The 23,955-nt window shown below is 46.1% G+C and carries 21 protein-coding genes and 2 pseudogenes; 17 read left to right on the forward strand and 6 right to left on the reverse strand.

The features are described 5' to 3' along the window. Positions 1-5: 5 nt before the first annotated feature. The 5 genes from yidC to CCC17_RS05295 all read right to left on the reverse strand — a co-directional run bounded on the left by yidC (position 6) and on the right by CCC17_RS05295 (position 2,683). Entirely contained in the window at positions 6-1,328 is a 1,323-nt protein-coding gene (yidC, locus tag CCC17_RS05275; protein ID WP_015526552.1) for a membrane protein insertase YidC, read from the reverse strand. Positions 1,329-1,462: 134 nt separating this feature from the next. Further along, a complete protein-coding gene (gene yidD, locus CCC17_RS05280) occupies positions 1,463-1,675 on the reverse strand; it encodes a membrane protein insertion efficiency factor YidD (RefSeq protein ID WP_015526553.1) in 213 nt (70 codons plus the stop codon). Then, positions 1,653-2,015, reverse strand: coding sequence for a ribonuclease P protein component (rnpA, locus tag CCC17_RS05285; protein ID WP_021650160.1), 363 nt, complete (start codon positions 2,013-2,015; stop codon positions 1,653-1,655). Before rnpA ends, yidD begins: the two co-directional genes overlap by 23 nt. 82 nt (positions 2,016-2,097) lie before the next feature. Beyond that, positions 2,098-2,232 (reverse strand): 50S ribosomal protein L34, encoded by a 135-nt coding sequence (gene rpmH, locus CCC17_RS05290; protein ID WP_005423866.1) that lies wholly within the window; start codon positions 2,230-2,232, stop codon positions 2,098-2,100. A 205-nt stretch (positions 2,233-2,437) separates the two neighbouring features. Then, positions 2,438-2,683 carry a hypothetical protein gene (locus CCC17_RS05295; protein WP_147602760.1) on the reverse strand — a complete coding sequence of 82 codons (246 nt, stop codon included), beginning with the start codon at positions 2,681-2,683 and terminating at the stop codon, positions 2,438-2,440. A gap of 121 nt (positions 2,684-2,804) precedes the next feature. On the opposite strand from CCC17_RS05295, the gene dnaA reads away from it, so the two are divergent. From dnaA to CCC17_RS15020, 10 genes and pseudogenes are all read left to right on the forward strand, one after another. After that, positions 2,805-4,172, forward strand: coding sequence for a chromosomal replication initiator protein DnaA (gene dnaA / locus CCC17_RS05300; protein ID WP_015526555.1), 1,368 nt, complete (start codon positions 2,805-2,807; stop codon positions 4,170-4,172). 277 nt (positions 4,173-4,449) lie between these two features. After that, a complete protein-coding gene (gene dnaN, locus CCC17_RS05305) occupies positions 4,450-5,565 on the forward strand; it encodes a DNA polymerase III subunit beta (RefSeq protein WP_092072383.1) in 1,116 nt (371 codons plus the stop codon). A 393-nt stretch (positions 5,566-5,958) separates the two neighbouring features. Continuing rightward, positions 5,959-6,165: an RNA-binding S4 domain-containing protein gene (locus CCC17_RS05310; protein WP_021650164.1), complete on the forward strand. Its 207-nt coding sequence runs from the start codon at positions 5,959-5,961 to the stop codon at positions 6,163-6,165. A gap of 4 nt (positions 6,166-6,169) precedes the next feature. Continuing rightward, complete coding sequence (gene recF / locus CCC17_RS05315) at positions 6,170-7,261, forward strand: DNA replication/repair protein RecF (RefSeq protein ID WP_173775604.1); 1,092 nt, start codon at positions 6,170-6,172, stop codon at positions 7,259-7,261. Positions 7,262-7,316: 55 nt separating this feature from the next. Next, the gene (locus CCC17_RS05320; RefSeq protein WP_287082653.1) at positions 7,317-10,208 is read left to right on the forward strand and encodes a hypothetical protein; all 2,892 of its coding nucleotides are present in this window, start codon (positions 7,317-7,319) and stop codon (positions 10,206-10,208) included. Positions 10,209-10,235: 27 nt separating this feature from the next. Next, entirely contained in the window at positions 10,236-11,111 is an 876-nt protein-coding gene (gene rsmA / locus CCC17_RS05325) for a 16S rRNA (adenine(1518)-N(6)/adenine(1519)-N(6))-dimethyltransferase RsmA (protein WP_118516177.1), read from the forward strand. A gap of 428 nt (positions 11,112-11,539) precedes the next feature. Beyond that, positions 11,540-12,007, forward strand: coding sequence for a DUF1002 domain-containing protein (locus CCC17_RS05330; protein WP_015526559.1), 468 nt, complete (start codon positions 11,540-11,542; stop codon positions 12,005-12,007). 1,172 nt (positions 12,008-13,179) lie between these two features. Further along, on the forward strand, positions 13,180-14,082 hold the full coding sequence (locus CCC17_RS05335) for a 30S ribosomal protein S1 (RefSeq protein ID WP_287082654.1): 903 nt from the start codon (positions 13,180-13,182) through the stop codon (positions 14,080-14,082). A gap of 29 nt (positions 14,083-14,111) precedes the next feature. Then, complete coding sequence (locus CCC17_RS05340) at positions 14,112-15,782, forward strand: putative manganese-dependent inorganic diphosphatase (protein WP_287082655.1); 1,671 nt, start codon at positions 14,112-14,114, stop codon at positions 15,780-15,782. A gap of 13 nt (positions 15,783-15,795) precedes the next feature. Further along, a pseudogene (locus CCC17_RS15020) lies at positions 15,796-16,380 on the forward strand (flavin reductase family protein); the annotation flags it as partial. Here CCC17_RS15020 and CCC17_RS15180 read toward each other — a convergent pair. Beyond that, positions 16,265-16,774 carry a leucine-rich repeat protein gene (locus CCC17_RS15180; RefSeq protein ID WP_442859768.1) on the reverse strand — a complete coding sequence of 170 codons (510 nt, stop codon included), beginning with the start codon at positions 16,772-16,774 and terminating at the stop codon, positions 16,265-16,267. The pseudogene CCC17_RS15020 and the gene CCC17_RS15180 overlap by 116 nt on opposite strands. 28 nt (positions 16,775-16,802) lie before the next feature. Between CCC17_RS15180 and CCC17_RS05350 the strand changes: the two genes are divergently transcribed. The 7 genes and pseudogenes from CCC17_RS05350 (at position 16,803) to CCC17_RS05380 (ending at position 23,760) form a co-directional block, all read left to right on the forward strand. Then, a complete protein-coding gene (locus CCC17_RS05350; protein ID WP_147602767.1) occupies positions 16,803-17,315 on the forward strand; it encodes a shikimate kinase in 513 nt (170 codons plus the stop codon). A 199-nt stretch (positions 17,316-17,514) separates the two neighbouring features. Next, the gene (locus CCC17_RS05355) at positions 17,515-18,807 is read left to right on the forward strand and encodes a UDP-N-acetylglucosamine 1-carboxyvinyltransferase (protein WP_092073580.1); all 1,293 of its coding nucleotides are present in this window, start codon (positions 17,515-17,517) and stop codon (positions 18,805-18,807) included. Between the two features lie 988 nt (positions 18,808-19,795). After that, positions 19,796-20,227, forward strand: a pseudogene (locus CCC17_RS05360) (MerR family transcriptional regulator). Further along, a complete protein-coding gene (locus CCC17_RS05365) occupies positions 20,175-21,338 on the forward strand; it encodes an RNA-guided endonuclease InsQ/TnpB family protein (protein ID WP_287082656.1) in 1,164 nt (387 codons plus the stop codon). The pseudogene CCC17_RS05360 and the gene CCC17_RS05365 overlap by 53 nt, the downstream one beginning before the upstream one ends. A 179-nt stretch (positions 21,339-21,517) precedes the next feature. Beyond that, positions 21,518-21,826 (forward strand): hypothetical protein, encoded by a 309-nt coding sequence (locus tag CCC17_RS05370; RefSeq protein ID WP_129976296.1) that lies wholly within the window; start codon positions 21,518-21,520, stop codon positions 21,824-21,826. A 940-nt stretch (positions 21,827-22,766) separates the two neighbouring features. Then, positions 22,767-23,555, forward strand: coding sequence for a helix-turn-helix transcriptional regulator (locus CCC17_RS05375; RefSeq protein ID WP_287082658.1), 789 nt, complete (start codon positions 22,767-22,769; stop codon positions 23,553-23,555). Next, positions 23,542-23,760, forward strand: coding sequence for a helix-turn-helix transcriptional regulator (locus CCC17_RS05380; protein WP_270855996.1), 219 nt, complete (start codon positions 23,542-23,544; stop codon positions 23,758-23,760). The genes CCC17_RS05375 and CCC17_RS05380 overlap by 14 nt, the downstream gene beginning before the upstream one ends. The last annotated feature ends 195 nt before the right edge of the window (positions 23,761-23,955 follow it).

A 23,955-nucleotide genomic window follows, 5' to 3' on the forward strand; every position in this document is an offset into this window, starting at 1 on the left:
CCTGATTATTTCTTCTTATTTCTCTCATCAAAGTCTCTTACGAGATTTGCTTTGGCTGTGATGCTGCCCGGTTTTGCACTTCTTGCCTTCTCATAAGCAGTATCAACCTTCTGTGCTCTGTCTGAAGCACCATTGTTTCCGCTGTTGCCCTTATTGATCACAGGTTTATTGATATTCTTGGCGGACTGATGAGCCTGATTGGTGATCTTCTGCGGCGGAAGTCCTTCCTTCGCACGCTTCGCTTCGATCTTCTTCATATTCTCATTAACCAGATCATCAATGTTCATCTTATCAAGATGACGATTGATCGCAAACTGCTGGGCACTTCGAACGACAGCACTGGCGATCCAGTAGATACCAAGACCAACCGGGAATGTGAAACAGAAGAATGCAGACATCAGAGGCATGACCATGTTCATGGTTTTCATGGAGTTGGCCATTGCACTGGCCTGATCATTTCCGTCTGCCGGCTGTGTTGCAGCCTGTGGCATAAGCTTCAGGTTCAGCATCTGAGTTGCCCATGCAAGAACCGGGATCAGAAGTGCTACGATCGCAAGTAACAGAGAACCATGATTTTTGAAGAATTCCATGATATAGTACAGCGGCTGGTCTGCGATATTCAGTCCACAGAAGCCCTGCATCTTGGAAATATTGCCGGATGCTTTTGTGATCGCATCAGAAAATCCTGAAAACTGATTCATCTGTGCCAGCTCTTTCCACTGGGAAGGAGAAAGTGCATACAGAAAATCAACAATAGAGTTACTTGTAGCATTTCCGGCACTGTCCATAACGAGACGCACTCGTGTCATGGAATGGTCTGTGATAAACTGCTGCAGGATATCTGTGTATCCGTTTACAGCTAGCAGGTTGTCAACTACACCAGTAAAAATGTTCTTTACACTTCCAACGTAAGCAGGAATCCGGTAGATAACCTGATACAGAGCAAACAGAATAGGCATCTGAATGGCTAACTGTACACAGCTACCGGTTGGAGAAACACCATATTTCTGATAAACAGCCTGGGTTTCTTCGTTCATTTTCATCATGGAAGCCTGATCCTTTTTACCCTGATATTTCTTCTGGATCTTCTGGATCTCAGGCTGCATGATCGCGCTTAACTTGGAGAATTTCTGCTGCTTGATCTGCAGCGGTGTCATAAAGGCAAAGATAAGAATACTGAAGATAATGATACAAAGACCAATGTTCTGGATTCCGAACAGGCCGTCAAGCATCTTATATATGCCATCCATGATCCATCCCATCACAGACGCGATCTGTCCGATAATAGGAGTTCCGGTTTTTGTTGCTAAAAACAGTTCCAAATTCATTTCCTCCTAGACTTCTTATTCAATTGTAAAAGTCCGGTAACTATTCATTCGTCCACTAACTGCGGAGGTACTGAACAGTTACAAATTCCGATAACTGCTCTGCCCGGGAAAAGGCTGAACAGACACAAAATAATTCATGGCACAGGGTCATAGCCTCCGTGGGAAAAAGGATTGCATCGCAATATCCTCCATGCCGCAAGAAGACTGCCCTTAAATGCGCCATATTTTTCGATTGCTTCCAAACCATATTGAGAACATGTGGGAATATAAGGACATTTCGTTCTCTTCATCGGCGATATATATTTTTGATAGAGCCTTATCATCTTAATCAGAAATTTCTTTATCATGTTCATTCCCTGTTATATGATGCTTTCTTGCAAGATGCAGAAAAGCACTCTCGATCTCGTGAAAGCTCTTGCCCTTGGCTGCGGCTCTCGCTACTACTACAATATCAAGGTTACTGTCAAAATCTGTTTCGTTGAGACGATAGCTTTCTCTGATCAATCTGGTGAGTCTGTGGCGAACCACACTGTTCCCTACTTTTTTGCTTACTGATATTCCCAGACGATTCTTCATGTGCTGATTCTTCAGCACGTACATCACCAGAAGCCGATTTGCGTACGATGTTCCGTTCTGATATACAACTTTAAAATCTTGATTTTTCTTTAAGGACTCTGATCTGATCAAACGAATCCTCCTTAATTAGATTCCGCCTGCGCGGATATTTCTCCGGATAGAAGAAAAGACCACATAAATGCGGTCTTGCAGCTTATGCTGATAACTGTTTTCTTCCTTTTAATCTTCTTGCAGCTAATACTTTACGTCCGCCCTTTGTGCTCATGCGAGCTCTGAAGCCGTGAACTTTAGCTCTGGATCTCTTTTTTGGCTGAAATGTCATCTTCATAGGTAAAGCACCTCCTTTATCTATTTTTAATTGTTATGAAATAACTTATCATTCAGAACATCGTTTCAATTATATAAATAAACCTCCTTTTCGTCAAGTAAAAATTGCAAAAAACCCGATAAAATCAAGGGTTCTATAAAATACCCCCACCTTACGGTATTTATTTTTTTCTCTTATGTGGAAAGCGCTTATGGTTTACGTAACATTATCCACATTTTGTGGATAACTTGTGGATAACTTGTGGATTGACCGGAAATCTATCCACTTTTTCGGAGAGTTTGTTCACATCGTTTTCAAAAAAACCCTTTATTTGCGGTATTTTTAAGGTGGATTTTTTTATACACATAATTCTTCCACATTTTCCACCAATTCTCGACTTATGGAAACCTCCAGGACTCTTATCCACAATAATCCACCCTAATCCACAGTAATTTCCCCACATTATCCACATTCTTTTCCCCAAAATCTCAAGGATTTTCCATTGCGAAAACCCCATTTTCATTGTAATATATAAAAGGATATCTATCTCCAGTCGCAGACTGGGGTTATTATAATACTCATGGGAGGAAAAAATGGACGCTGTTATTGAAAAATGGGAGGAGATCCTGCAAACTGTCAAATCTGAATATGAGGTGACTGATGTCCCTTTTAATACCTGGCTCAAGCCGCTGAAAGTTTATGAGGTTGACGGAAAGCTGATAACAGTGGTTGTTCCCTCTGAACAGGCAGCGATCGGAGTCAATTACATCAGTAAACGCTACAAAATACCCCTCCAGGTTACTATCTGTGTACTGACAGGCATGGAAGAATGCGAGGTTCGCTTCGTTCTGGAAAAAGATCTCCCCAAAAAAACAGAAAAAAACACTTCTTATGATAAACAGGTTCAGGATACACGTTACGAAGAGGCGCATTTAAATCCAAAATACACCTTCGACACCTTCGTTGTAGGAAGTAATAACAAATTCGCCCAGGCCGCAGCTCTTGCAGTTGCCGAATCACCGGGAGATACCTACAATCCACTGTTTATCTATGGCGGAGCCGGTCTTGGTAAGACGCATCTTATGCATTCCATCGCTCATTTCATTCTGGAACACGATGAAAACAGCCGTGTTTTGTATGTAACCAGTGAGGAATTTACCAACGAGCTGATCGAAACCATCCGAAACGGAAATAACACGGCAATGAGCAAATTCCGTGAAAAATACAGAAATATCGACGTTCTTCTTGTCGATGATATTCAGTTTATTATAGGAAAAGAATCCACACAGGAGGAATTTTTCCATACATTTAACAGTCTTCACAGTGCCAAAAAGCAGATCATCATATCCTCTGATAAACCACCGAAGGATATGGAGATCCTGGAAGAGCGCTTCCGTTCCCGGTTCGAGTGGGGTCTGATCGCAGATATCACACTGCCTGATTACGAAACCCGAATGGCGATCCTTCATAAAAATGAAGAAATGAACGGCTACAACATCAGTGAAGATGTTATCAAATATATCGCTACCAATATCAAATCCAATATCCGTGAGCTGGAAGGTGCCTTCAACAAGGTCATGGCCGGAGCCAAGCTTGAAAAAAAGGAAGTAACTCTGGAACTGGCAGAGCAGGCACTGAAGGATATTATTTCTCCGGATGAGAAAAAAGTGATCACACCGGAATACATCATCTCCGTTGTTGCAGAGCATTACGGAGTCACACCTGCGGACTTAAGCGGAAATAAACGAAACTCCAAGATCGTCATGCCCCGCCAGGTTTCCATGTATCTCTGCCGTGAGATCATATCCACACCTTTGAAAAATATCGGAAAAGCGCTCGGAAACCGTGACCATACCACCGTTATGCACGGTATCGAAAAGATCGAAAACGAATTGCAGAACGACGATAACTTAAAAAATACCATTGATATATTGAAAAAGAAGATTAATCCACAAGGTTAGGGAAGTTTTCCACATTACTGGTGTATAACGTGTTGATTGTATGTGGAGAGATGTGTACAACTTTTTTGCCAAAACGCGGCGGTAATTTTATCCCCGGGTTATTCACATGCGAAAATACCACTTTTACACAAAGTTATCCCAACGGAAAACCCCTGAAAACATCAGGCCTGCGGGAGTTTTTCACAAAATCTGACCCCCTACGGCGGTTACTGCGGATTTTTTCTATAAATATATTTATAAAAACCACAAATTGTTCAGAAAGGGAGTTATACACACTATGAAAATCATCTGCTCCAAATCAAGTCTGTTAAAAAGTGTAAGTATCGCACTCAAAGCAGTTCCATCAAAAACCACAATGCCAATCCTGGAATGTATTCTCATGGATGCAACCACAAACCAGATCAAATTTACCACCAACGATATGGAGCTGGGAATTGAAACCATCGTTGAGGGTACTATTGAAGAAAAAGGTAAAGTTGCTCTTGATGCAAAAATCTTCTATGAAATCATCAGACGACTTCCGGATAATGATGTTACCATTAAGACCGATGATAAATATGCAGCAACCATTACCTGTGAAAAAGCAAAATTCAATATCCCTGGAAAATCAGGAGAAGATTTTGCTTATTTACCGATGATCGAGAAGGATGAACCGCTGACGATCTCTCAGTACACACTGAAAGAAATGATCCGCCAGACTATTTTTTCGATTGCTGTAAATGAAAACAATAAGCTTATGACCGGTGAACTTTTTGAGATCAAAAATAACTGTCTGAAGGTAGTTTCTCTGGACGGACATCGTATCTCTATCCGAAAAATGCCCCTTAAGAAAGATTATTCTGACCGTAAGGTGGTAGTTCCGGGCAAAACTTTAAGCGAGGTCAGCAAGATCCTTTCCGGAGAAGTGGATGATCAGGTCAGCATTTACTTTACAAAAAACCATATTTTATTTGAATTTGATCAGACTATGGTAGTTTCCAGACTGATCGAGGGAGAATATTTCAGAATTGACCAGATGCTTTCCAGTGATTATGAGACAAAACTGAAGATCAACAAAAAAGAGTTCCTGGATTGTATCGACCGTGCCACACTTCTGGTACGTGAGGTTGATAAAAAACCGATCATCATCAACATCACAGACGATGATATGGAGCTGCGCATTGATTCTGCAATGGGTTCCATGAATGAAGAGATCGATATTGAAAAAGAGGGTAAGGATATCATGATCGGCTTCAACCCGAAATTCCTGATCGATGCGCTTCGTGTTATTGATGATGAAACCGTGACGATCTATCTTGTAAATCCGAAGGCCCCGTGCTTTATCCGTGACGATGAGGAGAACTATACTTACCTGATCCTTCCTGTAAACATCAACCAGAATCAGGCCAGATAAAACCTGGGAAATATAAGGAATAAGGGACAAGAGATGTACGCAGCAGCTTCGGGAATGTGAGTGTACGTGTGAGACGCACATGCTTGAAGCTGTGAACAGAATTGAGCTCGGCAGTCAGGATATGTAAGTGTCCGTAGGGCACGTACAGCCTGACGGCAGATATCAGGATTGATATAAACGGATACACTAAAAATGTGTGACCGCTTTTGACCGATTGTGCATGGGAATGCGATCGTGTTCTGAGAATTGTTTCATGCGTAAACTGCTGGAAGGGGGTATTTAAATTACCGCCTTCCGGTGAAATTTGTATTTTGGGGGATTTTAAATACCGCCAGAAGATCAGAAAAGATCGATCTGACGGAGAAAATACCCCGGAGATAAGAGGAGAAAAAATTGGAGATCAGAATTAAAGACGAATTTATCAAGCTTGGTCAGGCGCTGAAGCTGGCCGGTGTTGTGGAGGACGGCGTTGAGGCGAAATATGCCATCAATGATGGTCTGGTACTGGTGAACGGCGAGGTGGAGAACCGCCGTGGCCGCAAGATCCATCCTGGAGATACCATTTCCTACGATGGAAAAGATATTTATGTGATCGGGTGAAGGAATGTACATTGAATCCATCAGACTGAATAATTTCAGGAATTATGAGTCGCTGGAGATGAATTTTGATCAGGGCACCAATATTCTCTACGGTGACAATGCCCAGGGAAAGACCAATATCCTGGAGGCGGTTTATCTGGCAGGTACCAGCAAATCCCACAAGGGAAGCAAGGACCGGGAGATGATCCGCTTTGAGAATGAGGAATCCCATATCCGAATGATGGTGAAGAAGGGCGATCTTTCATACAAAATAGACATGCACCTCCGGAAAAACAAAGCAAAGGGAGTTGCCATCAACGGGCTGCCGATCCGCAAGGCAAGGGAGCTGCTGGGGGTGGTGAATCTGGTGTTTTTTTCTCCGGAGGATCTTAATATTATCAAGAATGGACCGGGAGAGAGAAGACGTTTTCTGGATTCGGAGCTTTGTCAGCTGGATGGTGTTTATATCACGGAGCTGGCCGGCTACAATCACATCGTGAACCAGAGAAACCGTCTTCTCAAAGACTGTTATATGAACCCCGGGCTGAAAGGTACCCTGGATGTCTGGGATATGCAGATGGTCGATTACGGAAAGAAGATCATCGGGAAGCGGGAAGCCTTTGTGGATGAGCTTAACGAGATCGCAAGGGGGCTTCATAAAGGCCTTACCGGCGGGATCGAGGAGCTGGAGATCCTGTACGAGCCAAGTGTGACGGCGGCCGAGTTTGAGGATAAGCTTTCCAGGAACCGGGAGCGGGATCTTCGGATGAAGCTGACCTCTGTGGGACCGCACAGAGATGATTTCTGCGTAAAGGTCAACGGGATCGACATCCGGAGGTATGGTTCCCAGGGGCAGCAGAGGACTGCAGCTCTTTCCCTGAAGCTTTCGGAGATCTATCTGGTGAAGAAAAAGATCCGGGATACACCGGTGCTTCTGCTGGATGATGTTCTTTCGGAGCTGGATAGCAGCAGGCAGACATATCTGCTGGAAAGCATCCACGATATACAGACTCTGATCACCTGTACAGGACTGGATGATTTTGTCAGCCATCAGTTCAAGATCAACAGGGTTTTTCAGGTGGTAAAGGGGCATGTTTATATGCCTAAAGGGTTTTGACAAGCCCGTATGCATATGGTAAACTGATTCTGATTATGGAAAGTTGGTGAATATTTTGGATAAAGAGGAGTTTCGCGTTAAGCTGGGACAGATCAATAAGCTGGTCGAGACCCAGGATTACAAAGGCGCCATGCAGATTGTTGACAGTATTGACTGGCGTCGTGTGAAAAACGTCCGTACCCTTTGTGTAGTGGGCGAGATCTACGCGGCCAACAAGCGTTATGAAGAGAGCAAGGAAATTTTTCTTCTTGCCTACCACAGAGCGCCGATCGGCAAGAACATACTTTACCGTCTGATTGAGGTTTCCCTGAAAATGGGACAGATCAGTGAAGCCACAGAATTCTTTGATGAATACAGAGAAGTGGCAGGTAATGATAACAGCCAGTATATACTGAAATATAAGATCGCCAGAGCGAAGAATGCATCTCTGAATGAGCAGATCCGTATTCTTGAGGAATATAAGGAGAAGGAATTTACGGAGCGCTGGTCCTATGAGCTGGCCAAGCTCTATTACAAGGCAGGAGACAAGCAGAAGTGCCTGGATCTCTGCAATGAGATGATCCTTTGGTTCAATGACGGAACTTATGTGATAAAGGCCCTTGACCTGAAACAGCGGATGGGTGTTCTCACTGGCGAAGAGAAAGAGAAATACGAGCAGCGTTTTATCCCGAAGCTGATCCCGCCGGAAAAGGCGCAGGAGATCAGGGAGAGCAAGGAAGCATCCGGCGAGTATGAGGAGGCAAAACCGGTCACAGATACCATCCAGGTAGATGATGAGCGGGATCTGAACAGTGCGGAGACATTCCAGGAGAAGCTTTCCAAGGGATTCCGTGATATCTTTGGCGGACATAAGAAATCCGCGGAAGAGGATATGGAGGAAAAAGAAGCTGCGCAGGATGAAGAGCAGGAAGAGGTTTCCACAGGCTCTGAGGATGTGACGGAACAGGCTGAAGTGCCGGAGGCTGAGACTGCTGCGGCAGCAGAACCGTCAGAGGAGTTTACAGATTCTGAGGAGATCGAAGCAGCAGAAGGAAGTGATGAGCCTTCGGAAGAGCAGGAAGAGTTTTCCGGACAGGAAGTGGATGAGATTCCCCTGGCATCAGGTGTTGAGAACCTGTCATCCGGAAGTATGAAGCTGCAGGCTCAGGAACAGCAGGATAAAGAGGAAGAAGAGGCTTATCAGGAAGCGGAAGAAGCTGAGGCTGAGAAAGCTACAGAGATGTCTTTGTCCCAGAGTGTTGCAGAGATCATGAAGGAGAAGGCTGCCGGAAATGAGGAAAGTGAGGAGAAGTCTGCAGGGGTTCCGCTCAATGAGGAAGGAAAGCCTGATTTTTCCGCAACGATCCGTATGCCGGAGCTGAAGATCCCGAAGTCCATGATCAATGTGGACCCGGAGAATGCAAGCAGTTCCGCAGAGATCCCGGACGCGTCCGGAATTTTCGGAAGTATCGAGGAGATTGCGGCATCTGTAGGTGACAGGTCCGGGAAGGATAAAGATAAGGACTTTAACCTGGAGGATACTATTCTGGCAGCAGCTACACAGCAGGGAATCGATATCCCGGAGGAAGAAAAATCTCCGGATGTCCAGCAGTCCGACGTAACGGAAGAGCCGGCAGGTATTGAGGATCTGGATATTGCGGCTGATGAATTTGTTCCGGAGGAGCCGGATGCGGCAGATATCGAGGATATCATGGCGCAGATCTCCGCTCAGCAGGAGGAAGAGGTAACGGAGACTTCCGATACCAGACTTCCGGATATCGTATTTGATGAGGATGAGGAGCCGGTTACTGAGGAGGATCTTCAGGCTGCAGAAGCAGAGTTTCTGAATGGTCCGTCAGGAGTACAGAAGTCGGTGGAAGAAGAGGATGTGCTTCCGGAGATTCCTTCACTGGAATCTGAGGAGCAGGTGCAGAAGGCGGCAGCAGAGCCTTCTGCGAAGCTTCATCATGAGGAACCGGTGGCTGCAGCGGAAGAGGAAAATCTTCTTGATGAGGAAGAAGAATACAGTGATGACGCCTTTGAATTCCAGGAAGAGGATGACGAGGATGAGGATGACTTTATCAGCAGTCTCATCGGTGATGATTCTGATGAAGCCATGGAAGAGGACGATGAGGAAGAGGAGCTCAGCGAGGAAGAGCAGCTTGAGAAATTTATCGCTACGATCCATCCAGAAAAGGATCCTACAAAGATCGTTTCCAGAAAGAAAGAGCTCACAGATGAAGAGAAACAGCTTTTCACCTATTTTGTTACAGTTCCCGGAATGAAGGAACAGCTGCTTGATGTACTCTGCGATGTGCAGATGGGCGCAGCAGACAAGACCTCCCAGACCGGAAATGTGATCGTTATGGGCGGCAGAGAAACAGGTAAGACGAGACTGATCTCAAGTCTGATCCCGGCAATCTGTAAAGAGCTGAATATCGAGGCTTCCAAGGTTGCCTATATATTTGCGGATGATCTCAACGGAAAGGATATTCCGGAGATCGTATCCAAGCTTGCCGGCGGTTTCCTTGTTATCGAGGATGCAAACCAGCTTTCCCAGGAAACAGCAGATGAGCTTGAGGAAGCTATGACCGGAAACACAAAGGGAATGATCGTGATCCTGGAGGATGAAAAGATTGGTATGCGTAAGCTGATCGCAAGATATCCGAAGCTTGCGAAGAAGTTTACATCCATGATCAACATTCCTGTATTTACAAACGATGAACTTGTTAATTTCGCCAAGGTCTATACCATGGAGAATGGATTCCGTATCGACCAGATGGGCATGCTTGCTCTGTATAATCTGATCGGGATCAACCAGAAGGAGGATCAGCCGATGTGCATCGGTACTGTGAAGACCATGCTGGATAAGGCTATGGAGAGAGCTCAGAGCGGATTGTTCAAGCGTTCCAAGAAGCGTGTGGACCGTGATGGCTACACGGTACTTTTTGAAAAGGATTTCAGCTGAAAATAAGAAAAAGCAGAGGTAAAAAATATGGCCAGACCTTATCTTGGTAACCCGAAATATACCATTGAAGTCCTTCAAAAGTATCATTTTGTTTTCCAGAAAAGGTTTGGTCAGAATTTTCTGATCGATGAGCATGTTCTGGAAAAGATCATTGAGTCTTCGGGTATCACGAAGGATGATTTTATACTGGAGATCGGTCCGGGTATCGGAACTATGACCCAGTATCTTGCGGAGGCTGCCAGAGAGGTGGCTGCTGTGGAGATCGACAGTTCGCTGATCCCGATCCTTAAGGATACGTTGAAGGATTGGGATAATGTTTCCGTGATCAATAACGATATCCTGAAAACGGATATCAAAAAGATCGCAGATGAGAAAAACGGCGGTAAGCCTGTGAAGGTGGTTGCGAATCTGCCGTATTACATTACGACTCCGATCATCATGGGGCTTTTTGAGAAGAATGTTCCTGTGGATTCGATCACTGTCATGGTGCAGAAGGAGGTTGCAGACCGTATGCAGGTTGGTCCCGGTACCAAGGATTACGGTGCGCTTTCCCTGGCTGTGCAGTATTATGCGAAGCCGGAGATCGTTGCGAATGTACCGCCGAACTGTTTTATGCCGCGGCCGAAGGTTGGAAGTGCGGTGATCAAGCTGACGCGTTATGAGAAGCCGCCGGTGGATGTGAAGGATGAGGGGCTTATGTTCCGTCTGATCCGTGCATCTTTTAACCAGAGGAGAAAGACGCTTGTGAACGGTATCAGAAATTCCGGAGATTTTTCCCTGAGTAAGGATGAGATCGAGGATGTGTTCAACAGGTGTGACCTTCCGCTGAATATCAGGGGTGAGGCGCTGACACTGGAGCAGTTTGCGATGCTTGCCAACTGTATTTATGATGAGAAAAATTAATATATGATAAACGCAAAAAGAGCCCGGGCAGCTGTTCCGTCCGGGTTCTTTTTGCGTTTCCGGACGGGAATGTTGGAGAGGTTTCCTGTCCGGATCTATATATCGTCATAGAAAGGAGGTTATGTCTGAGGTGTCAGACATAAGTAAGTAATGAAAAATTTACATTTTCTATTTTACTGATGAGATGTTAGGAAAGTTTGTTTAAAATATGAAAATATTGTGAATATATTTTTGGCGATATACATAAAGTCTGAATGGTGTGGGTGGGAATGGGGAAAATTGAGGTTTACAGAGGGGTGGGGGTGTGTGGTATACTGAGGGGCGTCGAAAAGGTAATGATGAGGTAATAAAAAGGCAGTAAAAGATAGTTAAAAATAGTAAAAGGCAATTTTTGATAAGGGCTGGTGCCCGTATGGAGGTTGAATATTATGAGAAGATTGAACAAGGTTACAGCTTTGGTTATTGCGGGTGTTATTTCATGTACATCTCCGATGATGGTTATGGCGTCTGATTCTGGTTCTGTTATGAGTCAGGCGGAGGAGATCCTGAAGGATAATGAGGTTGGGTCTCTTGCTTCTGATCCGGATAAGGTTGGGGATATCATTGTTTATGTGAAGGGGCTTTTTGATTCTAACCAGATCACGGATGATGAGATTTCTCAGGGGATCGATGAGGCTGCGGATCATTTTGGGGTGAGTCTTAATGAGGATGATAAGAGTTCGCTGGTTAATATTATCAGTAAGTTCCGTGGAATCGAGATGAGTGATGATCAGATCAAGGGGTATGTGAGTGATGCTTATAGTACTTTGAAGGATATGGGTGTTACGAAGTCTGATGTGAAGAATATTTTTGAGAAGGCGATTGAGTTTATTAAGGGGATGCTTTCACGGCGGTGATGGTTTGTGATGGCTGGTGTTTTTGATGATGTTTTAGATGGAGTTTGAGTTAGAGGGTGAGGGTTGTGGCTCTTTTGTTGGGGTTGTTGTTGGTTTGTTTGGCTGAGATGTACAATATGTACAATGTTTAGGGCTTTGGTTTTGTTTGTGAATGTGGTGTTTTTATAAATTGGGGGAGGGTGTTTTGAAAAAAATTGTGCAAATGCGCTAATTGTTTACGAGATGTTCATTGTTTGTTCATATTTGTTTGGTAGTATAGGGATAGTTCGAAAGAACGTTACGAAAGACGCTGTAATGGTGTGTATCTGTATCATTACACATACAATTTTTTTCATAATAATCGCCCCGGTAAGCCACTACCGGGGCACTCCTCGTTTTTGGGCCTTTTTGGGGCTCTTTTTTTGTGGGTGGGGATGGAGGGAGGGAGGGACGGACGGACTGCCGGAGGGGCGGCTGCATGGTCGTGCCTGGTGCGGTCGTTTCGCCGGGTTATACTAAGCGTCTGAGTCTTCTGCCGTGCAGGGCGCCCCATAACTCGCCATGTACGCTGATGCGTACCTGGCTCAGACAGATGGGGCTTACTCTGCGGCTTGTGGCCGCAGAGTACCTTCCCGTCAGAAGCCTCAGGCGCTAAGTATGACCAGCGGCTTACTCCGACGCACCGGGTCCCGACCATGTAGCCGCCCCTCCGGCAGTCCGTCCTGTGCGTTGGTTGTGGGAGTGATAAGTTTGTGTGGTGATTGGGTGGGTAATTTATGTTGGATGTATAAACTGTATCCTTTGTTAGGGATATTTGTAGTATTGAGGGGAGTATTTTCTGCTGAGGGGGTGTTTTGAGTGAGGGATTTTTTTGGATGTGTGGGGATTGAGTGGTCTGACGGGAGGTGGTGGGCCATCAGCGCTGCGCTGGATGGCTGCAAGGGCTGAGTTTCCTTGTGGTCTGACGGGGGGATGTGTGGCATCGGCGCTGCGCTGGATGCCTGTGAGGTGTGCTGGAGGTGAGTGATGTATGTGTGGCATCGGCGCGTGCTGGATGCCTGTGAGGTCTGGGGCTTGTGGAAAAAAATATAGCGCGGGTGGGGTGTGCATGCTATAATGATTAGGATTATAGTGCTGTCGGCTGTTTTGGGGGCGGCGGTGGTTTGTTTTTTGTTTGAATGGGAGGTCTGGATATGGCGGAGTCTATGAAGGATTTTGAGAGGGAGCTGGAGGCTTCTTTTAAGAGGATCGATGAGGGTGATATTATCTCAGGGACTGTTGTGAGTGTGGATGAGTCGGGGGTTGTTCTTGACCTTAAGTTTTATGCTGAGGGTTTTATTCCGGTGGAGGAGTTTTCCCGGGTGCCGGGGTTTAATATTAAAGAGGCTGTTCAGCCGGGGGATGAGGTTCAGGCGATGGTTCTTCGCAGGGATGATGGTCAGGGGAATATTCTTCTTTCCAGAGCGGATGCTGCGGATGTGCTTGCCTGGGACAGGCTGAAGGAGCTTCAGGATTCGGGTGAGGTGCTGGATGTTGTTGTGAAGGGGATCGTTAACGGGGGTGCCATTGCTTATGTTGAGGGTGTCCGTGGTTTTATTCCGGCATCCAGGCTTGCTTTGGAGTTTGTTGAGGATACTGAGGTGTTTCTGAATAAGCCGATCCAGGTGCGTGTTATCGAGGCTGATAAGGCGAAGAAGAGGCTGGTGCTTTCGGCCAGGGAGATTCTTCGTGAGAGGGCTGAGGTGGAGAGACGGAGTAAGATTTCCAATATCCAGGTTGGTTTTGTGACTGAGGGTACGGTTGAGAGTTTGCAGCCGTATGGTGCTTTTGTAGAGCTTGGGAACGGGGTTTCCGGGCTGGTGCATATTTCTCAGATCTGTGAGAAGAGGATACGGAAGCCTTCTGAGGTTTTGAGTGTTGGGGATAAGGTTAAGGTGAAGGTTATCGCGATCAAGGATGGTAAGCTGAGCTTGAGTATTAAAGAGGCATCGGATCTGATGGCTAAGGAGGTTGAGGAGGAGTCTTTTGAGCTTCCGGAGTCGGGGGAGGAGGCTACTACTTCCCTGGGTGCTTTGTTTGCAAATATTAAATTATGATTATTTTGGATGAAAAAGGATGGATGTGTATGAAAAAACCGGAGAGAATATTTGTAATCGGACATAAGAATCCGGATACGGATTCCATCTGTTCGGCTATTGCTTATGCGGATATTAAAAACAGAACTACGCAGAATAAAAAATATATCCCGAAGAGAGCGGGGCAGATCAATGAGGAGACCAGGTATGTGCTGAACCGTTTTGGCGTACAGCCGCCGGCTTATCTGGGAAATATCGGTACGCAGGTCAAGGATATGGATATCCGGACCAGTCCGCAGGCGGATAAGAATATGTCGCTGAAGAATACCTGGGATCTGATGCAGGAGAACGGGATCGTTTCTCTTCCGATCCGGGATAAGGATGGGTGTCTGGAGGGGCTTGTGACGATTGGTGATATCGCAAAGACCTATATGGATACTACAGATAGTTATCTTCTTTCCAACGCGAGGACGCAGTATCGGAGAATTGCCGAGACTGTTGGCGGTGAAGTGGTGGAAGGTAACGGGCACGGATATTTTGTGAAGGGGCGTGTGCTTGTCGGTACTGCCAACCCGAAGATGCTGGAGGGCTACGTTGAGGAGAATGATATGATCATCATGGGTGACCGTGAGGAGGATCATCTTCAGGCAATCAGCCAGAATGTCAGCTGTATCATCGTGGGGCTGAATATCGTGGTTTCCGAGAAGGTTGTAAAGCTTGCTCATGAGAAGAATATCGTGATCATCCGGTCTCCGTATGATACGTTTAATATTGCGCGTCTGATCAATCAGAGTATCCCGGTCAGCTTTGTTATGAAGCGGGATAACATGGTTACGTTTAATACCGAGGATTTTACGGATGATATCCAGGATGTTATGATCAAAAACCGTCACAGGGCGTTTCCGGTGATCAATCCTCATGGTAAGTGTATCGGTACGATCTCCAGACGTAATTTTCTGGATATGCATAAAAAGAAAGTGGTTCTTGTGGATCATAATGAGGTGGATCAGGCTGTTGATAATATCGAGAAGGCGGAGATCCTTGAGATCATCGATCATCATAAGCTGGGTACCTTGCAGACCATGACGCCGGTTGCTTTTCGTAATGAGCCGGTGGGATGTACGGGCACGATCCTTTATGAGATCTACGGAGAGCAGAGACTGGAGATCCCGGAAAAGATCGCGGGGCTTCTCTGTGCGGCTATTATTTCGGATACATTGATGTTCCGTTCACCGACCTGTACGCAGACGGATAAGATCGCTGCCAGTGCTCTTGCGCTAATCGCGGGAATCAAGATCGAGGAGTTTGCCCGAGAGATGTTTTCTGCGGGAAGTAATCTGAAGGATAAGTCTCCGGAGGAGATTTTTTATCAGGATTACAAGAAGTTTATCGGTGAGGGTAATGTTTCCTTTGGTGTGGGTCAGATCAGTTCCATGGACAGCGAGGAGCTTAAGGAGATCAAGGAGAAGCTGATGCCGTTTATGGTGAGTGAGTGTGGCCGTCATGATATCACGAGAGTTTATTTTATGCTGACGAATATCCTGGAGGAGTCTACAGAGCTTCTGTTTTACGGAGAGGGCAGCCAGCAGATGGCGGAGATCGCTTTTGAGCGGAAACCGGATGGAGATACCTTCAGTCTGCCGGGTGTGGTTTCCAGAAAGAAGCAGCTGATCCCGGCTATGATGGAGGCTGCTCAGCTGATGAACAGCGATTATGCATAAGAGGTGACGGAAAATGGCGAAACAGTTATGGAAGCCGGGGAACATGATCTATCCGCTGCCGGCTGTAATGGTGAGTGTTACCGATGGTGAGGGAAACGATAATATCATAACGGTTGCATGGACGGGTACGGTGTGTACCAATCCGGCGATGGCTTATATTTCTGTCCGACCTTCCCGTTATTCCTATGATATGATCCGGAAAACGGGTGAATTTGTGATCAATCTGACAACGGAGAAGCTGGCGTATGCAACGGATTTCTGCGGGGTCCGTTCGGGACGTGATGTGGACAAGTTTCGGAAGCTGAACCTTACGAAAGAGAAAGCGCAGTTTGTTTCTGCACCGATGATCGGGGAGGCTCCGGTTTCGATCGAGTGCAGGGTGCGTGAGGTGAAGGAGCTGGGGTCTCATGACATGTTTCTTGCGGATGTGCTTGCGGTCCATGCGGATGAAGCTTATATGGATAAAAATAACAGGTTTTGTCTCAATGATGCAGGTCTTCTGGTCTATTCCCATGGGGAGTATCTGGCGGGTGGCCGGAAAGTGGGAACCTTTGGCTATAGCGTAAAGAAGAAGCAGCAGAAATCGGAGAAGGCAGAGATGGCGGGAAAGTCAGGTATGCCAGGGAAGTTAAAGACGTCGGGAAAGCCAGGGATGTCAGGAAAGTTAAAGACGTCGGGAAAGCCAGGGACGTCAGGGAAGTTAAAGACGTCGGGAAAGCCAGGGATGTCAGGAAAGTTAAAGACGTCGGGAAAGCCAGGGACGTCAGGGAAGTTAAAGACGTCGGGAAAGCCAGGGATGTCAGGGAAGTTAAAGACGTCGGGAAAGCCAGGGATGTCAGGGAAGTTAAAGACGTCGGGAAAGCCAGGGATGTCAGGGAAGTTGAAGATGTCAGGAAAGCCAGGGATGTCAGGGAAATTAAAGACGTCGGGAAAGGCAGGGAGAGAGAAACGGTAGGTTCTGCGGAGCCGTAACGTTTGTTGAGGTTTGGCAGCTGTTATGCTAATATGAAAGGATACAGTATGAATAATATTACACTGATAGGGATGCCTGGTGCGGGGAAGAGCAGCATCGGTGTCGTACTTGCGAAGGTACTTGGTTACCAGTTTATTGACTCAGATCTTCTGATCCAGAAGGAGGAGAAAAGGACTCTGAGTGAGATCATTGCGGATGAGGGTACAGAGGGCTTCAAGGCGATCGAGAATCGTGTGAATGCTTCGATCCAGGTGGAGAATACGGTGATCGCTACCGGTGGAAGTGTGGTTTACTGCGATGAGGCTATGCAGCATCTGAAGTCTGAGGGTGTTGTGGTGTATCTTAAGATCTCGCTGGAGCTTCTTTCCAGGCGTCTTGGTAATCTTAAGGGGCGTGGTGTTGTGCTCAAGGAGGGGCAGACGCTGGCGAGTCTTTATGATGAGCGTGTTCCTTTGTATGAGAAATATGCGGACATTGTGGTGGATGAAGAGGATAAGGATCTGGAGGGGAGTCTCCAGGTTGTGCTTGAGGCACTGAAGAACAGGGGAGATAAGGCGTAACTGTTGGCTTGTGGAAACGGTTTGCTGGAGTGTTTCGGGTCATGGGTTGTGACAGGTTTTCGTCATAAATTGTTTACAAATCTGAAATATGTGTTATAATATACAACTGACCTAAAAAACGGTATTGCGGAACGTTTGTTCCTGCAGTAAATTCAGAGAAAGTTTCTGCTCATAGAGGAGTAAATAATAGAGGTGTGTTATGGAACAGTATGTGATTAAAGGCGGCAATCCTCTGGTTGGAGAAGTGGATATTGCGGGTGCGAAGAATGCGGCGCTTGCGATATTGTCAGCAGCCATTATGACTGATGAAACTATATTGATCGAGAATCTGCCAGATGTTAGGGACATCAATGTTCTGCTTGAGGCGATCTCCGAGATCGGGGCTCAGGTTGAGCGTATTGATAAGTCTACTGTAAAGATCAACGGTTCTACTATCGGCAATCTCAGCGTGGATTATGAGTTTATCAAGAAGATCCGTGCTTCTTATTATCTTCTGGGTGCTTTGCTTGGTAAGTATAAGCATGCGGAGGTTCCGCTTCCGGGTGGATGTAATATCGGCAGCAGGCCGATCGACCAGCATCTGAAGGGTTTCCGTGCTCTTGGTGCGGATGTTGATATCTGTCATGGTGCTATTGTTGCCAAGGCGGAGAATCTGCATGGCAGCCATATTTTCCTGGATGTGGTTTCTGTTGGTGCTACTATTAATATTATGATGGCTGCTTCTATGGCGACTGGTCGTACGATCATTGAGAATGCTGCGAGGGAGCCGCATGTTGTTGATGTGGCGAATTTCCTGAACAGTATGGGGGCGAATATCAAGGGTGCTGGTACGGATGTGATCCGTATCCGTGGTGTTGAGACGCTTCATCGTACGGAGTATTCGATCATTCCGGACCAGATCGAGGCTGGTACGTTTATGTTTGCTGCTGCGGCTACTCGTGGTGATGTTACTGTTCGTAATGTTATTCCTAAGCATCTTGAGGCTACTACGGCTAAGCTTGAGGAGATCGGGTGTGAGGTTGAGGAGTTTGATGATGCAGTTCGTGTCCGTGCGCCGCATGTGCTTCATCGTACGCATGTGAAGACGTTGCCTTATCCTGGTTATCCTACGGATATGCAGCCGCAGATCGCGGTTACTTTGGCTTTGGCTGAGGGTACGAGTATTGTTACTGAGAGTATTTTTGAGAACCGGTTTAAGTATGCGGATGAGCTTTCCCGGATGGGTGCCAATATTAAGGTGGAGGGGAACTCTGCTATTATTGATGGTGTGAGGAAGCTTACGGGGGCGCGTGTGAGTGCGCCGGATCTTCGTGCGGGGGCTGCGCTTGTTATTGCGGGGCTGGCTGCTGAGGGTGTTACGGTTGTTGATGATATTGTTTATATCCAGCGTGGGTATGAGAATTTTGAGGAGAAGCTCAGGAGTCTTGGGGCTGAGATTGAGAGGGTTTCCAGTGAGAAGGAGATTCAGAAGTTTCGGCTGCGCGTTGGGTGATGGTTGGTGACAACTGGTAACGATTGATGATAATTGGATATTTGAGTTTTGCGTTTTTGGGAGAGTTCCCGGGTGTTTGGCCTGGGGGCTCTTTTTTTGTGTGGGTGGGAGGGATGAATGGAGGGAGGGACGAACGGACAGTCTGCCAGCGGGGCGGCTGCATGGTCGTGCCTGGTGCGGTCGTTTCGCCGGGTCATACTAAGCGTCTGAGTCTTCTGCCGTGCAGGGCGCCCCATAACTCGCCATGTACGCTGATGCGTACCTGGCTCAGACAGATGGGGCTTACTCTGCGGCTTGTGGCCGCAGAGTACCTTCCCGTCAGAAGCCCCAGGCGCCAAGTATGACCAGCGGCTTACTCCGACGCACCGGGTCCCGACCATGCAGCCGTCCCGCTGGCAGTCTGTCCGTTCTGTTTTTTTGGGGGTGTGAGGGGTGGTGGTTTGCCGGAAGGGGATGAGCCATCAGCGCTGCGCTGGATGGCTGCAAAGGCTGAGTTTCCTTGTGGTTTGCCGGGAGGTGGTGTGGCATCGGCGCTGCGCTGGATGCGTTGTGGGGTGAGTTGACATCGGCGCTGTGGTGGATGCTGTGGGATGTGGTATTGGTGGTGTGGGGATGGCGGTTTTTGTCGAAGGGTTTTTGTTGACTTTTGCTGGTGGGATGGTTATACTGAAGGTACATATCTGGGAACATTCTGGGCCGTTCGGCTATCTGATCCCCATATGGTTGGTTGTATAAATATGGCGGGGAGGAGCCGGTTGGTTGTGTGAGGCTTTTTCTTTTGCCATCATAGTGAAAGGAGGAGTCTTATGCAGAGGAAGCGGCTTGAGGATATGAATCTTCTGGATGATTTTTTGTTTAATGCGGTGATGACGTTTCCTGGTATTGGTGAGAGGTTATTAACAGTTAAATATAAATTATAAAATCATATAAGTACATGTTGAGTTTTATAAGATATTAGAGTGGAATATTATGGAAAGGAGCTGATGCTTTGAGGAAATATTATTCTATACATGAATTTTCAAAAATTATAGGCGTATCCGCCCAGACATTATGAAATTGGGATGCCAATGGAAAACTTCATCCGCATCATACTACAGTAAGCGGCTATAGATATTATTCTGACGAGCAACTCAACCAGGTAATAAATGTAAAGCCTAAAAATCGCATTACAATTGGATATTGTCGCGTTTCCAGCCATAAACAGAAAGATGATCTGGAACGACAGATTGATAATACTGAAAAATCCGAACAGCAGGAACTTGTTGAAGATCTGGTTCAGATAATCACAGTATTCAGTTGCAAATTACAAGGAAAACGAGCGAATAAAGCTAAGAAACTTATCCGGGAACTGATACAGGAGGAAGTAGATGGTAAAAGCCATAAAAGCAATGTTGATACCAAACAATGTACAGAAAACTAAGATGTTTCAGTACGCAGGTGCTTCAAGATTTGCTTATAACTGGGCTTTGGCAAGGGAAAAAGAAAACTATGAAAAAGACGGAAAATTCATTTCAGATGCAGAACTCAGAAAAGAATTTACAAAGCTTAGACATTCTGATGAATACGCATGGTTATTGAGTATTTCAAATAATGTAACCAAACAGGCAATCAAAGATGCCTGCACTGCTTATAAGAACTTTTTCAAAGGTTTGCAGAAATTCCCAAGATTCAAGTCAAAAAAGAGATCAATGCCGAAGTTCTATCAGGATAATATTAAGATACAATTCAGCAATACTCATGTTAAGTTTGAAGGATTTTCTTCGAGCAGGAAAAGAAATAAACAAAAACTAAATTGGGTAAGACTTGCAGAGCATGGTCGTATTCCTACAGATGCTAAATACATGAATCCGAGAATATCTTTTGATGGGTTGAACTGGTGGATCAGCGTATGTGTGGAATTTCCTGATTGCATAGAAAAACTTAATGATGATGGAATTGGTATAGATCTAGGAATCAAAGATCTGGCTATTTGCTCTGATGGAGCTAAGTATAAGAACATCAATAAAAGTCAGAAAGTAAAGAAACTAGAAAAACAGAAACGCAGATTACAGCGTAGTATCTCTCGTTCTTACGAGAAAAATAAGAAAGGAGAAAGTTACTGCAAAACAAATAATGTAATCAAAAAGGAAAAACTTTTATTAAAACGAAATCACAGATTAACAAATATCCGTAAGAACTATTTGAATCAGACTACATCTGAAATTGTAAGTCGAAAACCAAGATTTATTTGTATTGAAGATTTGAATGTTAGTGGAATGATGAAAAATAGACATTTATCAAAAGCAGTTCAGAATCAGGGGTTTTTTGAGTTTAGAAAGCAGCTTGAACACAAGTGCAGGGATAAAGGGATCCAGCTTATTGTGGCTGATCGGTTTTATCCATCATCAAAGCTTTGCAGTTGCTGTGGAAACATTAAAAAAGACTTGAAATTATCTGACAGAATTTATAAATGTGATTGTGGAAATGTCATTGATAGAGATTTTCAGGCATCTATAAATCTCAAGGCTTATGGAGAAAGAGTTGCAAGCTAACACTAAAACGTTAGTGCAAATATGTACGGGTACGTTAATCCGGAATTTACGCCTATGGAGAGTACAAGAACTTGTGAGTAGATAGATATTTATATCATCAAAAGCATACTCGTTGAAGTAGGAATGAAACATAGAAGTTTATAACTTTTTATAAGTTTTCAGTAACGGATACCAGGGAGGTGAATGCGGTAAATGATGTTTTGAGGGAGTTGCTGGAGATGGTCAGGGTTGTTAAAGAGGATGGAAAGGTTACGGTGGCGTATATGAAGAGTTTTGAGATTGAGCAGATGTGGATTAATAAGGGGATCGAACAGGGGATTAGTCAAGGAATCGCCCAAGGGATTGAACAGGGAATTAGCCAAGGAATCAGCCAGGGAATCACTCAAGGGATTGAACAGGGGCGGAGTGAAGAGAGGGTGAATACGTTGAGGGAGAAGGCGCGTGCGGATCGGCTGGAGAGGGAGCTGAGGAAGCTGCGGAGGAGATGATGTTGTTTGGTTTTGGGAGAGTTCCTGGGTGTTTGGGCCTGGGGGCTCTTTTTTTGTGGGATGAATGGAGGGACGAACGGACAGTCTGCCAGCGGGGCGGCTGCATGGTCGTGCCTGGTGCGGTCGTTTCGCCGGGTCATACTAGGCGTCTGAGGCGCCTGTCGTGCAGGGCGCCCCATAACTCGCCATGTACGCTGATGCGTACCTGGCTCAGACAGATGGGGCTTACTCTGCGGCTTGTGGCCGCAGAGTACCTTCCCGCCAGGTGCCTCAGGTGCCAAGTATGACCAGCGGCTTACTCCGACGCACCGGGTCCCGACCATGCAGCCGCCCTGCTGGCAGTCTGTCCGTTCTGGTTTTGGGGTGTGAGGGAGTGGTGGTTTGCCGGGAGGGGGTGGGCTATCAGCGCTGCGCTGGATGGCTGCAGGGGCTGAGTTTCCTTGTGGTGTGTTGGGAAATGGTGTGGCATCGGCGCTGCGCTGGATGTGGGTGGGGTGAGTTTTTTGGGTTTTGTCGTGAGGGGATTGGGGATAGAGGCTGTTTTGGATAGGGTGTGGTGTTTTTGTGTAATATTTAAATTTATTTTTGGAGTATTTTGGATTATAATTATGGAAAAAGATGGTTGGCCTGATTGACTGGTTGATTGATATCCGGAGTTTTGGTGACTGTTTTGTGGGACTTGAGAGAAGAGCTTCGGATGTGTGATGATGAGGGTTGTGTGATGAGCTTCGGATGTGTGCTGATGTGACTTGAGAGAAGAGCTTCGGATGTGTGCTGATGTGACTTGAGAGATGAGCTTCGGATGTGTGTTGATGAGGGGTGTGTGATGGGCTTCGGATGTGTGTTGATGTGGCTTGTGTGAGGGCTTCGGAGGTTTGTTGGTTTGGTTTTGAGGGTGGTCTTTTGGGGGCTGCCTGGGTTTTGGAGGGGAGTGGAGTGTATGTGTGATTATGTGGTTTTGCCGCTTTTGAATTCGTCTTTTGAGCCTGGGAGGGCTCGGGAGGTTGTTGAGGGGTTTGTGGATGTGGATTTGAGGAATATTGCGCGGGCTGAGCTTTTTTATTTTACGGGGCAGGCGGAGGAGTGTTGTGAGATCACGAGGGGGTATCTGTCCAGCAGGGTTATTGAGCTGAAGCTTTCGGCGTGTATTTTGTATGGGTATTCTAATCTGTCGCTGGGGAATGTGACGGCGGCTAAGCGGGGGATGGAGGGGATCCAGTCCTGTGTGAAGATTGCTATGAAGAAGAAGGTTCCTAAGGATGTTTATGCGTCCTGTCTTCTGGCGGGGTATGTGGGGGCGGTTTTGCTTCATCTGCCTACGGATGGGATGCCTGCTTTTGGGGAGTACAGCAGGATGCTTCCTGAGGGGCTGAGGCTTTTTGCCACGTATGTGATGGCGCACCATACTTATCTTAACGGGGAGATATGGAGTGCTTATGGGATGGGGAAGGCTGCTTTGTTTATGGCGGAGAGGCCGTATCCGATCAGTATGACGTATATCCACTGTATGATGGCGGTGTGTGCGATAAACCGAAAGCATAAGCAGGAGGCGCAGGAGGAGATGCTCCGGAGCTGGGAGCTGGCGAAGATGGATGGGTTTCTGGAGCCTTTTATTGAGCATCATGGGCTTTTGCGGGGGCTGGTCGAGGCTTGTATCCGGAATCGGGATCCGGAGGCGTATCACGAAAGGGGTGATTTCTTTCAGCAGGGGCTGGATGGCGCTTCATAATCCGGAAAACCGGAGAAAGGTTACGGGAGAGCTGTCGACGATGGAGTTTTCTATTGCCATGCTGGCAAGTGGGGGATGGAGCAATAAGGAGATAGGAGAGCATTTGGGGATTTCCATTAATACTGTCAAGCATTACCTTACGGATATCTTTTGCAAGCTGAATGTCAAGAAGCGGGATGAGCTGAAGAAATTCATGTTAAAATAGTGACAGAGGCACTTTTTTATGAAAAAAAGTGCCTTACAAAACAACTATTAGTGTTGTATAATAAATACCACGAATAGTCAGATTTTATTGAAAAATCAGGCGAAAAGAACCAGTGAACGAGTAAGTTAAGAAGGAGGAGTTGAAGGCTGATTTTCGATAGCATCTGATAATGTCAGTATCCTTACCAAAAATGTC

The organism is Blautia sp. LMAG:36 (assembly GCF_008680535.1).
Taxonomy (GTDB): domain Bacteria; phylum Bacillota; class Clostridia; order Lachnospirales; family Lachnospiraceae; genus Blautia_A; species Blautia_A fusiformis.